General features: G+C 49.4%; 15 protein-coding genes, 2 rRNA genes and 4 pseudogenes. 6 read left to right on the top strand and 15 right to left on the bottom strand.

From position 1 onward, the window contains the following. Positions 1-4 precede the first annotated feature (4 nt). The 5 genes from tagH to amoC form a co-directional block, all read right to left on the bottom strand. Complete coding sequence (tagH, locus tag EBA_RS01255) at positions 5-1357, bottom strand: type VI secretion system-associated FHA domain protein TagH (RefSeq protein ID WP_192372485.1); 1353 nt, start codon at positions 1355-1357, stop codon at positions 5-7. An 802-nt stretch (positions 1358-2159) separates the two neighbouring features. Next, positions 2160-2564, bottom strand: a complete 405-nt coding sequence (locus tag EBA_RS01250; protein ID WP_192372482.1) for a hypothetical protein — start codon at positions 2562-2564, stop codon at positions 2160-2162. 115 nt (positions 2565-2679) lie between these two features. Then, a complete protein-coding gene (gene amoB / locus EBA_RS01245) occupies positions 2680-3924 on the bottom strand; it encodes a bacterial ammonia monooxygenase, subunit AmoB (RefSeq protein ID WP_192372480.1) in 1245 nt (414 codons plus the stop codon). An 89-nt stretch (positions 3925-4013) separates the two neighbouring features. Beyond that, positions 4014-4763, bottom strand: coding sequence for a bacterial ammonia monooxygenase, subunit AmoA (gene amoA, locus EBA_RS01240; protein WP_192372478.1), 750 nt, complete (start codon positions 4761-4763; stop codon positions 4014-4016). Between the two features lie 117 nt (positions 4764-4880). Beyond that, positions 4881-5633, bottom strand: a complete 753-nt coding sequence (gene amoC / locus EBA_RS01235; protein WP_192372476.1) for a bacterial ammonia monooxygenase, subunit AmoC — start codon at positions 5631-5633, stop codon at positions 4881-4883. Between the two features lie 284 nt (positions 5634-5917). On the opposite strand from amoC, the gene EBA_RS01230 reads away from it, so the two are divergent. The 3 genes and pseudogenes from EBA_RS01230 to EBA_RS01220 form a co-directional block, all read left to right on the top strand. Then, positions 5918-6127, top strand: a complete 210-nt coding sequence (locus EBA_RS01230) for a transposase (RefSeq protein WP_192372474.1) — start codon at positions 5918-5920, stop codon at positions 6125-6127. A 179-nt stretch (positions 6128-6306) separates the two neighbouring features. Next, positions 6307-6501 carry a hypothetical protein gene (locus EBA_RS01225; protein ID WP_192372472.1) on the top strand — a complete coding sequence of 65 codons (195 nt, stop codon included), beginning with the start codon at positions 6307-6309 and terminating at the stop codon, positions 6499-6501. A gap of 43 nt (positions 6502-6544) precedes the next feature. Further along, a pseudogene (locus EBA_RS01220) lies at positions 6545-6742 on the top strand (IS256 family transposase); the annotation flags it as partial. 302 nt (positions 6743-7044) lie between these two features. Here EBA_RS01220 and EBA_RS01215 read toward each other — a convergent pair. Genes EBA_RS01215 through EBA_RS01205 form a run of 3 tightly spaced genes read right to left on the bottom strand, consistent with a single transcriptional unit; the run spans position 7045 to position 8417 of the window. Further along, a complete protein-coding gene (locus tag EBA_RS01215) occupies positions 7045-7248 on the bottom strand; it encodes a hypothetical protein (protein WP_192372468.1) in 204 nt (67 codons plus the stop codon). Further along, positions 7245-8204: a DDE-type integrase/transposase/recombinase gene (locus EBA_RS01210; protein WP_225615826.1), complete on the bottom strand. Its 960-nt coding sequence runs from the start codon at positions 8202-8204 to the stop codon at positions 7245-7247. The genes EBA_RS01215 and EBA_RS01210 overlap by 4 nt, the downstream gene beginning before the upstream one ends. A gap of 15 nt (positions 8205-8219) precedes the next feature. Beyond that, positions 8220-8417 carry a transposase gene (locus EBA_RS01205; protein WP_225615823.1) on the bottom strand — a complete coding sequence of 66 codons (198 nt, stop codon included), beginning with the start codon at positions 8415-8417 and terminating at the stop codon, positions 8220-8222. A gap of 64 nt (positions 8418-8481) precedes the next feature. Here EBA_RS01205 and EBA_RS01200 point away from each other — a divergent pair. Continuing rightward, positions 8482-9385: pseudogene (locus tag EBA_RS01200) on the top strand (IS256 family transposase); the annotation flags it as partial. A gap of 52 nt (positions 9386-9437) precedes the next feature. On the opposite strand, the pseudogene tnpC reads toward EBA_RS01200, so the two are convergent. From tnpC to tnpA, 4 genes and pseudogenes are all read right to left on the bottom strand, one after another. Then, positions 9438-11046, bottom strand: a pseudogene (gene tnpC / locus EBA_RS01195) (IS66 family transposase); the annotation flags it as partial. Positions 11047-11337: 291 nt separating this feature from the next. Further along, positions 11338-11538: pseudogene (gene tnpB / locus EBA_RS01190) on the bottom strand (IS66 family insertion sequence element accessory protein TnpB); the annotation flags it as partial. A gap of 38 nt (positions 11539-11576) precedes the next feature. Beyond that, complete coding sequence (locus EBA_RS01185; protein WP_225615821.1) at positions 11577-11717, bottom strand: hypothetical protein; 141 nt, start codon at positions 11715-11717, stop codon at positions 11577-11579. Continuing rightward, complete coding sequence (tnpA, locus tag EBA_RS01180; protein WP_225615819.1) at positions 11718-11888, bottom strand: IS66 family insertion sequence element accessory protein TnpA; 171 nt, start codon at positions 11886-11888, stop codon at positions 11718-11720. It abuts the gene before it with no gap. A gap of 165 nt (positions 11889-12053) precedes the next feature. Here tnpA and EBA_RS01175 point away from each other — a divergent pair, with 165 nt between their 5' ends. Further along, on the top strand, positions 12054-12377 hold the full coding sequence (locus tag EBA_RS01175; protein WP_192372461.1) for a DDE-type integrase/transposase/recombinase: 324 nt from the start codon (positions 12054-12056) through the stop codon (positions 12375-12377). A 107-nt stretch (positions 12378-12484) separates the two neighbouring features. Beyond that, the gene (locus tag EBA_RS24835; RefSeq protein ID WP_192377124.1) at positions 12485-12661 is read left to right on the top strand and encodes an IS3 family transposase; all 177 of its coding nucleotides are present in this window, start codon (positions 12485-12487) and stop codon (positions 12659-12661) included. A gap of 310 nt (positions 12662-12971) precedes the next feature. Here EBA_RS24835 and grxD read toward each other — a convergent pair whose 3' ends face one another. The 3 genes from grxD to EBA_RS01155 form a co-directional block, all read right to left on the bottom strand. Further along, on the bottom strand, positions 12972-13289 hold the full coding sequence (grxD, locus tag EBA_RS01165; RefSeq protein WP_192372459.1) for a Grx4 family monothiol glutaredoxin: 318 nt from the start codon (positions 13287-13289) through the stop codon (positions 12972-12974). Positions 13290-13414: 125 nt separating this feature from the next. Further along, a 5S ribosomal RNA gene (gene rrf, locus EBA_RS01160) occupies positions 13415-13530 on the bottom strand. Between the two features lie 195 nt (positions 13531-13725). Further along, positions 13726-16621, bottom strand: a 23S ribosomal RNA gene (locus EBA_RS01155). Positions 16622-16638: the final 17 nt, after the last annotated feature.

Genomic DNA, 16638 nt, shown 5'->3' with positions numbered 1-16638 from the left:
CACCTTACCGCCGCGCAAACAAACGCATCTGCTTTTCGTAAGCTTCAGCGAATTCTTCCCCAAAAAAGCCTTCTATCGCCTCCGCTTTTAATTCCGGATATTTCTCGCAATAAAGCTCCCAACATTTGGCTTTTTTTTGAAAAACAATGCCTTCCCCCAACGTTTTTTCAAAAGACTCGGGATCAAAGCGATGTAAAATCTCTCCTAATGCCGCCTGAATACCCGCTGTCATCGCTAGTTGATGAAACTTAACATCCTTGAAAGCTTCATTAATCGCATCGTTTGAATTAATAAACGCAGGATTATTTGGCGCGAGCATCAGTTTGAGAACACTTTCCACGTCCGGATTGAATTTTAGCGGGTTATTGTCAAAAGACCGGATGGTGGTGACAGAAACTCGAAATTCACTTTTCATTTCCGCTCGCGCACGTAATACATCCATCAACCCTTCGATCAAATTTCGGAACAATGCCCCTGTGGCTTTCATCGCCTCCGGCCATTGTTCTTCGGGTAGAAACGCATGATCTTTTATTCCCGCACCATCCAAAAACATTTTCATTAGCAAGGCACCGTCTGACGCCGAACTCGCAGATCCCGCCACAGGTAGTTCTGACTCGATTTTTAGCTCCCGAAAAACCGGGGTTGTGTGATGCTCGCGTTCGGTGCCGGACGTGTTGCGCAACACTACACCGGAATCGGAATCTATACCTGACGGTATAGCCTCAGATAAATTAACTGATTGAAAATTTGGGAATTCGACAACGGGAGGTGTATTTGAAGGTGCATCCACGGCACCCAATGAATCTAACCCTTTTAAAAAGTCGGCGATATCCTTACCTGCATTCTCCGGGGGTAAAACCTGCGGAGGGGTAAAACTGTCATGAAAAGGTGACACTGGCGGACGCTCCCCGAAAGGAGAGTTTGCTTCGTTAAGCGGAATGGAGAAATTCAGAGGTTCACTCATTATTGACTGCTGATCGTTGGAAAACGATTGATCAAAAGGTGAAGGCAATATATTGTCTACACTAATGGGCTGATTTGGCGATATTTCCACCATCACTTCATATTCGCCTATGCGCAATACTTCCTGATCGAGCAATGTAGCTTGCGAGTCATTGATATTTAGCGCCGCATGAGATAAGAATGTTCCATTTTTACTTGTATCTCTAATCAAATAATCTCCGCCTTGGTAAATAATCTCGGCGTGATGACCTGAAACAAAGTTTTCTGCGTCAGGCAACACTAAAGTATTTCCTGCTTTTCTGCCTATCGTTCCCCCTTGCGGGTCGAATTCGGCTATCAATTCGTTGGGTAATGGCAAACCTTTGTAAGAAAGTACTTTTAAGATAATTGGCACGATTGTCGTCCTACCGTTAATGTTAGCTAAGTAGCTTAACAATTTACATCAACTTTTAGCAAAATGCTTATCGGCTGTTATTGCATTACCGTTGTAGCCAAGTGAAAGCTCAATCCAAGGCGAATAAACTTCAAAAACTGCGTTTTATTAGCATCATGTATAGTGACCTCTTTGCAATCTTGCTCTTCACTATAGAGATACTGATGCAGTTGGACCTTTTCTCGATCCGCGGGGTGTCATGCAGATATTATTTTCTACCCTCATTATTGATTAAAAGCCTTCTGAAAGGCTCAAAAACCACAGGATTTCGACTTCATAGTTCAATAAACGTTCTAACAAACTCCAAGATTTAGTCCGCATGGAGTGAGTACTCTAGCCAGGGATTTTTGCTGGATTTGGTAGCGGACACCCGCTTTCGGCTGATTGCAACAATATGCGTACTGCTCGCTACAATCTGACACGTATTCTGTTGGGGCTGTGTGACATTCTGATTTGGCGGCTTGCTGCATGGGTCAGCATAGGAGCTAGCATTTTCTCAACTCAATCTTGTTGGTCATGTCCGCTAGCATAATTCACTAGGTGGTGAGAATTGTATACCGCATACTGGCATGCCTAGCTGGGATTCAGATTACCAGCGATTCTAAGCGGCAAAATGAATCATTTTTAAAGCGATGACTGCAAAATGGCGACAACCCCTTTAGTAAGTAATCTTCCAATTTACTAACCGAGGAAAATTCTGATTTGTTGATGCTTTACTACGAAACCTTAACGCTACTCAGAAGAGAATTATGTCTATCGCGAACTATTTTGTGCTTTTTAATTTTTCTTCACCGCCAGTCACCAATCCAGACATACATTCCACGACGCTTTCGACATAGTTTGAATGAGCTTCCGCCAGGTTCTTTGCATCACCAAAACTTTCACGTAATTCATTCAACGTCTTTTGCGGGTCTGTAGTTTTATTCAAATCTAACATTTTCGCGTAATTCTTATACGCTTTGCGTCTTTCAGGATCAAATAAAATTATTCCAGGCATATTGTTTGACGACGTATCAACGACGCACTTTGTCATTATTTCTGGCTCGATTCCGTAGTCCTTAATATCTTTATCCTGCTTCATCTGCTCCAATACTATGGATTGATATTCTTCTTTTTCTGAACAACCACTTAGTACCAATATCCCTACGATTACCAACATTTTTTTCATTTTCTAAATTTTCCTACATTTTCAAAGCATATTTACCAAAAAAAACCCCCGCTATCTTTCAATAGCGAGGGTTTCAGTTTCTTCCTAAGTATTTCGACTTAGAAAACTTTCAGTATTAGATGAAAGTTGGGATCAGAGGAGCATCAACTGTTACCAATTGACGGTTACCTTTTTCATCCCAGAAGAACAACAGACCTGCGAAGCGGCTGTCTGGATCGTAGATCAAGTCAGCTAAACGATATACTTCCCAAGCAGCGTCAGAAGCAGTAACTTCGACAGTGCGTGTTTCGCCTGGAGCCAGAGGGCTGTTATCGCTAACAGACAAACCTTCTTCAGCCAGCAAATCATCTGGGTAAGCAGTATCATCTTCATGAACCGCTGGATCCAAGAAACGTACGCCTGCAGTGTTAAACTCGCCCAAACGCACAGCTGAATCGCCATTGTTTGTCAGGGTCAAGGTCATTTGCATTGCACGGCCTGGTACACGGTATGTCGCATCATCAACTTTAACTGAAACAGTGGCTTCAGGCATTTGATAAGTTTTCATACCACGCAACAAACCAGCTTGCAGAGGAGTAGTTACAGGATATTTTTCGTTGGTAGCGCCCATAGAAGCAGCAACGATAACCAATGTACCTACAGCAAACAGCATACCGATTTTTTTGTCACCGGCTGAGATCAAAGAATCTGCTTTGCCTGTGCTTACAGCGATATGACGTGGAACGAACAATGGACGCTTGATCCAGAACAACAACCATGCGAACGCAATTGCGAACCATACTGCGTGCCAGAAATAAACGTTATCCAAAGCGTAGTTTTCCAAGTTGATTGTTTGACCAGTCAAAGTTGTAACTGGGTTAACAAACTCACTCATAGAACCAGTAATGGTTACCCATTTACCTGGACCGATGATTGGACCACCACCTTGAACGTTCATCATAGCGTGAACGTGCCAGTCACCTGGACGACGAGCTTTCAACAAAACTTTAAACTCGTAAACTTCACCCAGTTCCAACGATACTGAACGTGGAACCAATTGACCGCCGATCCAAGAACCTGCACGAATAAATACAGGACCAGGGATACCAACGTTCAAGAATGAAACTTCTGGCTTATCAACAGTTTCTGGCCATCCTGCGAAAACCAGGAATTTACCACCAATTGTCATAGTTTCATTAACAGGCACTTCTTCTTTTGACCAGTTCAGGTCAAACCAGTGAATCGTCCGCATACGCATAAACGCAGCCTGTGATTTTTCACCGTGAGCAGATGCTGTTGGAGCATAGAACATCGCTGCAGTCATTGCGACCAACAGTGCGACAAAGGACAGTTTTGCAACTTTGTCTTTTATTATTTTCATATTTCCTCCTCTATCACTAGAGAATTTTAATTAAGACTTTCTGGTAATTATCTAGAACCACCAGGTTCATTTTCTTACTATTCTTCTAATTAAGACGCGTCGTCAGAGATGAAGTCGGTTTTAGCGAACCATCTGCCGAAGAAGTGCCACAAGAAATAGATAATGATAGAAACGAATCCAGAGAAGAACGCTGATACAGGAGCAACGTCTTTACCGAAAGTTCTTAATGTACCTTTCTCTACCATACGAATGTACTCAGGTGTACCGGTACGAACATAGTGGTAACCTTGTAAGTCAGCCAATGTCATCATCATGCCATTATATTCTACAGGCACGTGCAATGGAGCGATAACAGGCCAGTTACCTGGATAGAACAACAGACCATAAGCCAAACCACCAACAACAGCAGTCAGAGTCATGCTGTTACCCAACATTAGGATAACATCAAGAACAATCGCGCCTGGCAACAGGTTTGATGGGAAGCAAATGTTAACTGGGAAGTATGTCCAACCCCAGAAGTTCATATAACGATTAATCCACTCACCAACCATCAGAGCAACAACAGACAATGTTGCGCCAACTGGCAAACGGTATCTCCACCACAAGCAAGCTTGAACAGCAGCAGGGAAGGTAATAGAAACAATAGGAGCTACGGTTACCCATAGACGTCTATCTTTCCAGTCGGTCCAAAAATCCCAGTCACCACCGGTCAACATGTAGTGAATGTGATAGCCACCCAATACTGCGGTGAACAGTGTAAAAAGAATCATCCAGTCAAACGTACGGGAAACTTGTACCGCTTCCGCACGTGAACGTACAGCTGATTGAGATGCGCTCATTAGCTTACCTCCTAAAGAATTAAAATTATATTTTTTTCACTTCTCTTTATCCTGCCACCACTTAAACAAAGCAGCGACAGGAAAGGAGATAGTATTTTTACTTTTAAAGATAAGCTATTAAGCCAAATCTTTTTTCAGCAATTTTGCAATTGCCATTACTTCGGTGTTCACAACACCCATTACAGCCAGAGCAGCCCAACCAAAGAATACGAAACCGTAATGCAATGGCGCAACGAACAACTCTTCCATAAACCAGAATGTGTGACCCCATTCGTTCAAGCCAACGTTTGGCAAGATCATAAATGGACCGATAACCGCAATCAGATACATCAGGTGCAGGCCTTCGTGGTATGTAGGCAATCTTGTTTTTGCATACATGAAAGAAGCTGAACCAGTGATGATGTAGATTGGGTATGACAGGTAAAACTCGATGATGTGACTTGGAGTAAAGTCAGTATCACGAACGATAGTTTGGTGCCATGTACCGTCTTGCTCTGTGAAGTAAGAAGCACCCCAGTAGATAGCCCAGCCGTAGCAAACCAACCATGTCCAATGTGTAAAGTGTCTTCTCAACTCTTCACGTGGAGTGATTGACATAACTTTACGGTCACGAGTTTTCCAGATATAGCCATTGATACCAGCAAACAACAGTACTTCGATAACGATCTCGATATACAGCATGTTCATCCAGTATGTTTCAAACTCTGGAGCGAATGAGTCTAAGCCAGCTGACCAGCCATAAACACCTTCGTACCAACGAATGAAAGAATAAAAAACCAAGTACAGGGTAATGCCTGCCCACAGGTTTTTTTGATTTAAAAGCGGTGCTTCCGCAGCATCAGCCTTAACTGATTCAGTTGTAGCAGCCATTTCTACCTCCTAAAAGATTATCTAAATCCCCGATCGAATCGGGAGTTCTTTGTTTTTCCATGTTATTAGCCTCCATATTGAAGACACCCCGGTCCCTTGAGGTGCGTGGCAGTCTACCACTTGACCAATCCTTGTCAAGATAATTTGAACAAAATCATCTACCCCACTGCTACGACCCTATTACTGGGACGTGTGTTGAATTGGTGTGGCAGCCGAATATGAAATGGTTCAATGAATCCGGACACTTCTAAAGGCAGAATTTATACTGTTAATAGAGGTAAACCATGAGTAACGACAAAAAACAAAAGCGGCCAAAATACAGCCTGGAATTCAAACAAGACGCTGCCAAATTGGTTCTGGAGAAAGACTACAGCCAGCAGCAAGCCGCCGATCATCTGGGGATATCGTTAAGTGCCATTGGGCGCTGGGTACGATCAGAACGTAAACCTTCTAACCCGGAGTCTACAGCGAAAATCCAGTTTAAATCTGGCTAACCAAGACGAATTAACCCGGTTGCGTAAGGAAAACGAACAGTTGCGAATGGAGCGCGAGATATTAAAAAAGGCCGCTGTCTTCTTTGCGAAAGAAGCCGAATACCCATAGGGCACAAGTAAAGTACGGATTTATTCAGGCGCAACAGAAGACTTATCCTGTAACCGTACTCTGTCGAGTGATGGAAGTAAGTACCAGTGCGTATTATGCGTGGTGTAAGGCCCCGCAAGATGATGATAAAAAACAACAGGATCAAAAACTTGCCGATAAAGTGCAGCAGATTTTTACCGACAACAGGCAGTGTTTTGGTTCGCGTCGAGTTATAACTAAATCTGGTGTACAGCCCGACTTGAAAAAAGGTGGCGCCCTCTGCTGAAATGCGATTGTCGAGATCGAATACCAGCAAAATCAGAGACGCCATGAACAAAGATAATGCAAAAGACTGGGATAGCGCCAGTGTACTTAACGATGCTTTGACGGATTTGTTGAAGAAGAGCGCTAGAGCCTTGAGCCAGCAGGCCGTTGAGGCGGAGTTACAAGCCTTTCTGGGCGAATATGCCAAGGTGACCGATATACGGGGCCGACAAACCTTGGTGCGCAATGGCTATTTACCGGAGAGCGGAAAATTTCAAGCTAGTTGTCGCCTCAATATAAAATTTTATGCGGCTATTTTGTCGGGATTCACGACCTCCTGGGGCGAGTTGTTTTGGGTTTCGGCATGATCCGGATTTAAGTGCACGGTATGGACTCTGTTCCAGTTCCGGGTGTTTTGGCTCCAGCGCCGAGGGTTTTGGCGGCGGGCGTCTTCATAAAGCGCTTTGCGTTGATTCAACAGCGCCTCGTCCAATCCAGTATGGCGTTGGGCCGGGGTCACGAAACCAATAGCACTATGCCGATGCTCGTGGTTATATCCTGAAGGTCATAAATACCAATGCACTAAATCGGCCACCCATTCACGAGCGACGCTCAGATCGGCCAACGGTTTCAACGGGTATGGCGGCCGATATTTCAAGGTTTTGAACAGCGATTCCGAAAACGGATTGTCGTTACTCACTGCCGGATGACTCAGCGAGGGCATGACGCCGAGCTGTTGCAGTGTGGCCAGTATGGTGGCACCTTTCACTTGTGCCCTGTGGGTATGTGGCTACCGTTATCGGAATGCAGGATGACTTGCCCAGGTTGTAGACCTTCGCGCCCAACAATATCCCGCAACAGCTCGCTGGCGTAGTGGCTGCTTTCTTCTGCAAACACCTGCCTGCCGACGATCTGGCGACTGAAAATATCGAGGAACAGGTAGAGATAGTAGAACTGGCCTTTGATGGCGGTCGGCAGATAGGTAATGTCCCAACTGTAAAGTTGGTTCGGTGCCGTCGCACTTAAGGCTTTGGGCTTGGTGCGAGGCTGGCTAGGGCGTTCACTGCGGCGGTGTTTCAGTTGCCGGGCGACTTTTAGAATGCGATAGATCATCGATTCAGAGCCCAGATAAATGCCCTGATCTGCCAGGCGCGGAACAATCTGGCTGGGTGGGCAATCCGCAAATTCAACGGAATTGACCACGGTCAAAATGTGGGTGCGCTCGGCCTCGGTCAACGCCTGCGGTGGCGTGTATTGCCGCAGCGGTCGCCGGTCTTCGCCCAGGGCTTTACCGGCTTGCCAGCGCTGCAAGGTGCGCGAACTTAAGCCCAACACCGCACAGGCTTGGTCTTGGCGGGCACCGGCCATGGTCGCTTCGGCGACGGATTCAATCAGGTGTTGGCGCGGCTGAAGGGATGTCATTCGACCTCGCCCGCCAACAGCGCCCGGACCTTTTCTAGTGCCCCGTGTGGGTATTTGCAGGATCAGCAAGGCAGCGGCTTCAGCCAGGGCCTTGTCCTTACGGTTGAGTTCGCGTTCCAGGCGTTGATTCTCGGCTTTCAGGCTGCGCAAGGTCAGGCTGTCATCACGTCCTGAAGCAGTGCGGGTAACGGTGCAGAAATCACTTTTCCACTGGATAAGTTGATGGGCAAATACGCCACGCTCCCGACACCAGGCATTCAGCACTTCACCGATCAAACCATGACTTTCCTGAAGGGCCAGCAAGCGTTCTTCGGGGCGTCAATCTTGGGGACGTTTGGCCGGATTGGGTTTTGGAATATCGGTCGGTGCTGTTTGGCTCATCCAGGTTTTTAAGGTATGTATGCTGAGGTTAGATTCGTCGGCAATGTCTTGAATGGTTCGTGTTCCACGATTGTAGACTTTCGCCAGGGCTTGCTCTCTGAACTCGTCAGAATACCGCTTTTTCGGGGTGATCATTTTTTGTCTCAAATTTAAAGGGGTCTAAAAATTTGAGGCGACAACTATTCTGACGCTGGGGGCCCCCAAGGTTCGAGATCGTTCCGGCGGCGGGATCAAGTTCAACTCTTCGCTGGTGCCGCCGTATGTGCGTAAAGCCAAACTGGTGGAAGCCGCCTTACCCTGGCTGTATTTGCGAGGCATTTCAACCGGCGACATGCAGTCGGCCTTATCGGTCCTGTTGGGTGACTATGCCAAAGGCTTATCACCCGCTGTGGTTAGCCGCCTGAAAGCCCAATGGACCGAGGATTATCTGGCCTGGAATCGGCGAGATCTATCGCAGGAACGCTATGTGTATGTCTGGGCGGATGGCATTTATTCAACCCTGCGCGACGAAGATGATCGGCTGTGCCTACTGGTCATCATCGGCTTCAACGAACAAGGGGAAAAGCGCTTGCTGGCCTTGTCAGACGGCTATCGGGAATCGAAGGCTTCTTGGCTGAGTGTCTTGCAGAATATACAAGCTCGCGGCTTACAGGAAGCGCCGAAACTGGCCACCGGCGACGGCGCATTAGGCTTCTGGGCGGCACTTAACGAAGCCTGGCCAACCACGCAACACCAGCGCTGCTGGGTGCATAAGACAGCAAATGTGTTGGGCGCTACCCGATTCGCTCCAAGGCAAGGCCAAAGCGGGACTGAAAGAAATCTGGATGGCGGAAACCAAAGCCCAGGCGAGCAAAGCTTTCGATGGTTTCCTGCGGGATTTTGAAGCCAAGTATCCCAAAGCAGTGGGCGTGTTAGCAAAAGACCGTGAATCATTATTGGCTTTTTACGACTTTCCCGCCGAGCATTGGATACACATCCGGACGACTAACTCGATCGAATCCAGTTTTGCGACGATTCGCCATCGGACGACCCGCACCAAGAACTGCGTGTCGCGAAATACCTTATTGGGGTTGGTGTTCCAATTAGCCTTAACCGCCGAGAAGAGTTAGGTAAGCAAGCAGTCCGACCACATCGTCAGCTAGTTGCCGTTATGATTTAATTTATGCTACTGAACGGTAGAAGCTCATCGATTCGGCTGTTGGGCCAAGTGGGGAGTTTTTCCAGGGTGTGTTTTAGCCAGGCGGCCAGATCGAGGCCATTCAGTTTCGCGGTGCCGAGCAAGGTTTGAATAACGGCCGCCCGCTGTCCGGCGCGTTCGGAGCCGGCGAACAGCCAATTCTTTTTGCCCAAGGCAATGGGGCGAATGCTGTTCTCGACCGGATTATTGTCGATAGGCAGGTCGCCTGTTTTGGCGTAACGGCTTAAGGCCTCCCAGCGTTTCAAGCTGTAGTCGATGGCTTTGGCCGTGGCGCTATTGGGCGCGGTGCGCAAACGGGTTTGCTGTAGCCAGTCGTGCAATCCAGCTAGGATGTGTACGCAATTTTCGGCGCGTAGTTGTTTGCGCTGGTCGGCTGTCATCTGGCGGCCTTCGGTTTCAATGGCGTACAGCTTGGCGATGCGGTTCAGCGCTTCTTGCGCGACGGGGCTCTGGCTGGCTTGAAACAGATCGAAGAATTTGCGCCGCGCATGCGCCATGCAGCTCAGCTCAATGCAGGGTTCGAGCCGGTGTTGCGATTCGGGATGCGCGCGAGCAGCGGCAAACAAGGCTTTGTAGCCAGCGTAGTCATCCACCAGTAAATGGCCGTGCCAGTGACCCAGAAACTGCTGAGCATATCGGCCGCCGCGACCGGTTTGGTAGTCGGAGACGATGATTTTGGCCCCTGGCTGCACGTCGTTGCTGCGATAGGCCCACAGATAGGCTTTCTTGGTTTTGCCATGGCCGGGATCGAGTTGCGGCACTGGGGTTTCGTCGGCGTGCAGACTGGTGCGTTGACGAAGATGCCAAGCCAAGCGGTCGGCCAAGGGCGCTAAAGCGACACCGAGTCGTCCGACCCAGTCAGCCAGCGTGGAGCGGGATAAGATAACCCCGTCACGCGCGGCGATTTGCTCCAGCCGGTACAGCGGCAGATGATCCAGGTATTTGCCGATCATTACCCAGGTGAGTAAACCTACGGCGGCCATGCCGCCATCGATCACTGCCGGAGGAATCGGTGCTGCGGTGATGGTTTCGCACGCGCGGCAGGCGTATTGCGGGCGTATGTACCCACAGGGCATAAATGCCGATGCACGAAAAACTTCGCCGGCTCCACGTCCAATTGCTCGGTCACATCTTCGCCGATACTTCGGCAAGCTCAGCACAGGTTTTGACCAAGTCTTTACCGCAGTGTCCGCAGGCGCAAGACTCAGGCTCATGGCGATGTTCGATGCGAGGCAAATGCTCGGGTAACGGCTGCCGACAAGCCACAGGGATGTGGCGAATGCAGAAAATGCAGGAGCATTTTTCTGCCGGCGCGAAGGCGTTTGGGGCGAGCGACGGTGTCGCAGGGTTGCTCATCCCGGAGTTGTTCGACTTCCTCATCAATCGCCGAGAGGTCGGCGTTCCAGGTTTCCTCGAACACATCTCGCTGTAACGGAGCCAGGGCTTCGCTTTTAGTGCTGAAGGGATGCGTCTGTAATACGCCAACTCATGCGTCAGCGCGCCGATTTTGACCTCTTTGGCGTGAATGATGGCGTCTTTGGCTTGGATAACTGTGACATCCTGGGCTGTCTGATCGATCAGCGCCTGAAGCATCGCCGCCACTTCGGTTTTGGCGGTCGGCTCCAGATTCAATTGTTCCAGTTTTGCCAGCGGATTCATGGCGATATTATACCGCAATCCTCTCTGAAAGCCTTGATATGACTGGCTTTCAGCGGTGTTTAGCACCCCGTTTACCCCGCATTCACACCTGCCAGTCTGCTGGGGGCCGAGCGGATAAGCGTTGCTAATCGACACCGGCGACCAGCCAGTGCCATTTATGCCCTTTGGGTATTCCGCCTGCGTCAGGGCAAACACCGCATCGCCCACCTTGGGCCAAACAAAACGGCCCTGATGCAGCCGGCGCTGACATAACCAAACGCCATTGCCGTCCCACAGCAACAGACGCAAGCGGTTGCCGGCCCGATTACGAAAGATAAAGGCCGATCCGGCACAGGGTGCATGACCCAGACACTGCTGGACGATGGCCGATAAGCCATCCAGACCCCGACGCCTATCCACTGGCGTCACCGTCAACCAAATCTGCCCGGGGTAATCGATCAAGCCAGACCTCGTAACAACTCGGCCACCCAAGCCGCCGGCACCGAAGACGAAAGTTCCAAGCGATGACCTTGGACATGGGTAAAGACTATGGCCGCTACCGCCGGTGCCACCACAGAAGTAGGCTCAGCCGGCGCCATCTACACTGGCACTAAAGCCACCGACTCGGTCACCGGCCGTTTGCGATAGTCGCACAGCCTCGCAGCAAATGTTCGGACATTGATGTCTTGCTGCGCACAATACTCGGCCTGAGACAAACCACTGCTTTGCCATCTTTCAATATGTTGACGCCATTTCGGGGTTACGGCCATACGCACTCCTGATCAAAAAATCATAGAATGCAGAAGAAACACAGCAGATGGCCGCCTGATTAAAATCAGCTATACACCAGATTTGACTATATCTCGTTCGCGTCGTTTAGCGAATCGATCGCAAAAATAAGGTTTGCCGTTGGTCGTTTCAAAACTCGGAGGATCATGCGGGACTTGAAATTGAAGGTTCGCTACCCCAAACGGTTTAAAGTCACCACGGATAGCAACCACAGCGAGGCCATTTCGCCCAACCGATTGGATCGGCAATTTCAAGGCGCTGAGCCCAATCAAGTATGGACGACCGATATTACCTACCTGTGGACGCTACAGCGGCGGCTCTATGTGGCGGTGGTTATCGATCTGTTTTCCCGGCAAGTGGTGGGCTGGGCGATTGACGAACACATGCGCACGTCGCTTTGTGTACGAGCATTGCAAATAGCCTTCTGGCGCCGTAAGCCGCCGCTCGGCCTGCTGCATCACTCGGATTGAGGTAGTCAATATGCGCGTCGGGAATATCGACAACATCTAGCCGTGATGCGCATGGAGCAAAGCATGAGCCGCAAAGGCAACTGTTGAGATAACCCACCGACCGAACGATTTTTCGCAGCCTGCAGCATGAGCAGCTCAACTACGAAAAATTCAAAACCCACGAAGCGGCAAAACTGAGCGTGATCGATTATTTGGCTTTTTACAATGACCGAAGATCACACTCAACATTGGGCTATCAATCCCTGATCGAATTCGAACGGGAGTATTTTAGAGATGCGGACTAAACAGGTGTCCGGTTTTTATTGACAATTACATTATAAACCGGATCGGTCCCACTGGGCATTCGCAACCACCTTTTGACGGCGTCGCGAGACAGGCTGGTTCGCCTGGCAATCTCGTTGATGGAGAGTTTGTGACGGAAATACATCCGTCGGATTTTTGAAAATAAGATCATGGTCATCACCTTCTAAGCTCCTGTCTAAAGCTTGGACAGGACAGGTTAATAACCCAGGTTAATTTTTGACCGGCGTCAACATCAAAGTTAGCAGACCAACAACCTGCTCATTGGTATCCGAAAAAAGTTGACCACCATGTTTAAATATTTCCGCTATTAGCGAGCATATTGGTTAGCTCACCTTTGCTATACAAATCCATGACGATATCGCAGCCGCCCACCAATTCGCCTTTGATATACAGCTGCGGATAGGTCGGCCAATGAGAGTATTCTTTTAGCGCGTCACGCAACTCCGGATCTTCAAATATATTAACGTGCGCGTAATTGGCGTTGCAGGCTTCCAATGCCTGCACAACCCGACTGGAAAACCCGCATTGTGGAAAATCGGGCGTACCTTTCATGTACAACACTACCGGGTTACTGGCTAATTGGGCTTGGATTCTGTCTACTACACTCATGACTATACTCACTGAATAATTATCGTAACCTGATTCTAGCAACCGCTGTAGTAATTTTGAAGCTATTGCAGGTAGTCAGGCCAAAAAAAAGCCCCACTAGTATTAGAGGGGCTTTTGGTATAAGAGCTTGGCGATGACCTACTTTCACATGGCAACCTGCCACACTATCATCGGCGCTAAGCGGTTTCACTTCCGAGTTCGGGATGGGATCGGGTGGTTCACGCTCGCTATGTTCACCAAGCAAACTGGTTTGGCTGTTGTTGCAGCCATCATGCACAGGTTATAAGCTTTCGCTGTTAGGCTGATCTTGCTTTCCGCTTTCACGCTTAGCGTAGAGTTTGCCTCTGACCTGTTGTTCATGGAAATCTGTATCGAGCTTGTCGTTCTCAGTTAGTTATCAGCTTGTCAACTGTTACCCAAACGCATTGGGTGTTATATGGTCAAGCCTCACGGGCAATTAGTACACGTTAGCTACGCCCATTACTGGACTTCCACACCGTGCCTATCAACGTCGTAGTCTCCGACGGCCCTTCAGGGGACTTAAAGTCCCAGTGAGATCTCATCTTGGGAGGGGCTTCCCGCTTAGATGCTTTCAGCGGTTATCCTGTCCGAACGTGGCTACCCGGCAATGCCATTGGCATGACAACCGGAACACCAGAGGTTCGTCCACTCCGGTCCTCTCGTACTAGGAGCAGCTTCCCTCAAATCTCAAACGCCCACGGCAGATAGGGACCGAACTGTCTCACGACGTTCTGAACCCAGCTCGCGTACCACTTTAAATGGCGAACAGCCATACCCTTGGGACCTGCTTCAGCCCCAGGATGTGATGAGCCGACATCGAGGTGCCAAACACCGCCGTCGATATGAACTCTTGGGCGGTATCAGCCTGTTATCCCCGGCGTACCTTTTATCCGTTGAGCGATGGCCCTTCCATACAGAACCACCGGATCACTATGACCTACTTTCGTACCTGCTCGACTTGTCCGTCTCGCAGTCAAGCACCCTTATGCCATTGCACTCATTGCCTGATTTCCGACCAGGCTGAGGGTACCTTCGTGCTCCTCCGTTACTCTTTAGGAGGAGACCGCCCCAGTCAAACTACCCACCAGACACTGTCCCTAACCCGGATAACGGGTCGAGGTTAGAACTCCAAACATACCAGGGTGGTATTTCAAGGTTGGCTCCACGAGAACTAGCGTTCCCGCTTCAAAGCCTCCCACCTATCCTACACAAGTAGGTTCAAAGTCCAGTGTCAAGCTATAGTAAAGGTGCACGGGGTCTTTCCGTCTAGCCGCGGGTACACTGCATCTTCACAGCGATTTCAATTTCACTGAGTCCCAGGTGGAGACAGTGTGGCCATCGTTACGCCATTCGTGCAGGTCGGAACTTACCCGACAAGGAATTTCGCTACCTTAGGACCGTTATAGTTACGGCCGCCGTTTACTGGGGCTTCGATCAAGAGCTTCTCCGAAGATAACCCCATCAATTAACCTTCCAGCACCGGGCAGGCGTCACACCCTATACGTCCACTTTCGTGTTTGCAGAGTGCTATGTTTTTGCTAAACAGTCGCAGCCACCGATTTTTTGCAACCCCCTTCCGCTCCGTGAGCAAGTCACTTCACGTAATGAGGGCATACCTTCTCCCGAAGTTACGGTATCATTTTGCCTAGTTCCTTCACCTGGGTTCTCTCAAGCGCCTTAGAATTTTCATCCCACCCACCTGTGTCGGTTTGGGGTACGGCCACTAGTAACCTGAAGCTTAGAGGTTTTTCCTGGAAGCAGGGCATCTATCACTTCGCTGCTCTTTCGAACCGCTCGTCATCACGTCTCAGCATAAAGCACCCCGGATTTGCCTAAGATGCATGCCTACCTGCTTAAACGGCCACTTCCAACCGACCGCTGATATAGCCTTCTCCGTCACCCCATCGCAGTTACTACTGGTACAGGAATATTAACCTGTTTTCCATCGACTACGCTTTTCAGCCTCGCCTTAGGTGCCGACTAACCCTGCGTCGATTAACGTTGCGCAGGAAACCTTGGGTTTTCGGCGAGGGGGTTTTTCACCCCCTTTATCGTTACTTATGTCAGCATTCGCACTTCCGATACCTCCAGCCGACTTCTCAATCGACCTTCGCAGGCGTACGGAACGCTCCTCTACCACTCACGCTTAACGCGCAAATCCGTAGCTTCGGTACTATGCTTAGCCCCGGTAAATCTTCCGCGCAGACCGACTCGACCAGTGAGCTATTACGCTTTCTTTAAAGGATGGCTGCTTCTAAGCCAACCTCCTGGCTGTCTGTGCCTTTCCACATCGTTTCCCACTGAGCATAGATTTGGGGACCTTAGCTGACGGTCTGGGCTGTTTCCCTTTTCACGACGGACCTTATCACCCGCCGTGTGTCTCCCGTGCTTGCACTTGCTGGTATTCGGAGTTTGCATCGGGTTGGTAAGTCGGGATGACCCCCTAGCCGAAACAGTGCTCTACCCCCAGCAGTGATACACGAGGCGCTACCTAAATAGCTTTCGAGGAGAACCAGCTATCTCCGAGCTTGATTAGCCTTTCACTCCGATCCACAACTCATCCCCGTATTTTTCAACAGACGTGGGTTCGGCCCTCCAGTTAGTATTACCCAACCTTCAGCCTGGTCATGGATAGATCGCCCGGTTTCGGGTCTACACCTTGCGACTAAACGCCCTATTAAGACTCGCTTTCGCTACGCCTCCCCTATTCGGTTAAGCTTGCCACAAAATGTAAGTCGCTGACCCATTATACAAAAGGTACGCAGTCACCCCACGAAGGGGCTCCCACTGCTTGTACGCATACGGTTTCAGGTTCTATTTCACTCCGCTCTCCGCGGTTCTTTTCGCCTTTCCCTCACGGTACTAGTTCACTATCGGTCAGTAAGGAGTATTTAGCCTTGGAGGATGGTCCCCCCATATTCAGTCAAAGTTTCACGTGCTCCGACCTACTCGATTTCACTAGAAAAAGGTTTTCGTGTACGGGGCTATCACCCTGTATCGCCGGACTTTCCAGACCGTTCCACTAACCTTATCCTAGCTTAAGGGCTAGTCCCCGTTCGCTCGCCACTACTTAGGGAATCTCGGTTGATTTCTTTTCCTCCGGGTACTTAGATGTTTCAGTTCTCCGGGTTCGCTTCAGTGAGCTATGTATTCACTCAAAGATGACGTGCTTATGCACGCCGGGTTTCCCCATTCGGACATCTCTGGATCACAGCCAGTTTGCAGGCTCCCCAAAGCTTTTCGCATGCTACAACGTCCTTCATCGCCTCTTACTGCCTAGGCATTCACCGTATGCGCTTATTCACTTGACCATATAACCCGAATACGT

Source organism: Methylomonas albis (assembly GCF_014850955.1).
In the GTDB taxonomy this organism is placed as follows: domain Bacteria; phylum Pseudomonadota; class Gammaproteobacteria; order Methylococcales; family Methylomonadaceae; genus Methylomonas; species Methylomonas albis.
This window is presented reverse-complemented; position numbering and strand designations above follow the sequence as displayed.

Bases quoted from the DNA above. Each gene is read 5' to 3' on its own strand.
- EBA_RS01250 (WP_192372482.1), bottom strand. From the start codon at position 2,564: ATGAAAAAAATGTTGGTAATCGTAGGGATATTGGTACTAAGTGGTTGT.
- amoB (WP_192372480.1), bottom strand. From the start codon at position 3,924: ATGAAAATAATAAAAGACAAAGTTGCAAAACTGTCCTTTGTCGCACTG.
- amoA (WP_192372478.1), bottom strand. From the start codon at position 4,763: ATGAGCGCATCTCAATCAGCTGTACGTTCACGTGCGGAAGCGGTACAA.
- amoC (WP_192372476.1), bottom strand. From the start codon at position 5,633: ATGGCTGCTACAACTGAATCAGTTAAGGCTGATGCTGCGGAAGCACCG.
- EBA_RS01230 (WP_192372474.1), top strand. From the start codon at position 5,918: ATGAGTAACGACAAAAAACAAAAGCGGCCAAAATACAGCCTGGAATTC.
- EBA_RS01225 (WP_192372472.1), top strand. From the start codon at position 6,307: ATGGAAGTAAGTACCAGTGCGTATTATGCGTGGTGTAAGGCCCCGCAA.
- EBA_RS01205 (WP_225615823.1), bottom strand. From the start codon at position 8,417: ATGATCACCCCGAAAAAGCGGTATTCTGACGAGTTCAGAGAGCAAGCC.
- EBA_RS01185 (WP_225615821.1), bottom strand. From the start codon at position 11,717: ATGGCGCCGGCTGAGCCTACTTCTGTGGTGGCACCGGCGGTAGCGGCC.
- tnpA (WP_225615819.1), bottom strand. From the start codon at position 11,888: ATGGCCGTAACCCCGAAATGGCGTCAACATATTGAAAGATGGCAAAGC.
- EBA_RS01175 (WP_192372461.1), top strand. From the start codon at position 12,054: ATGCGGGACTTGAAATTGAAGGTTCGCTACCCCAAACGGTTTAAAGTC.
- grxD (WP_192372459.1), bottom strand. From the start codon at position 13,289: ATGAGTGTAGTAGACAGAATCCAAGCCCAATTAGCCAGTAACCCGGTA.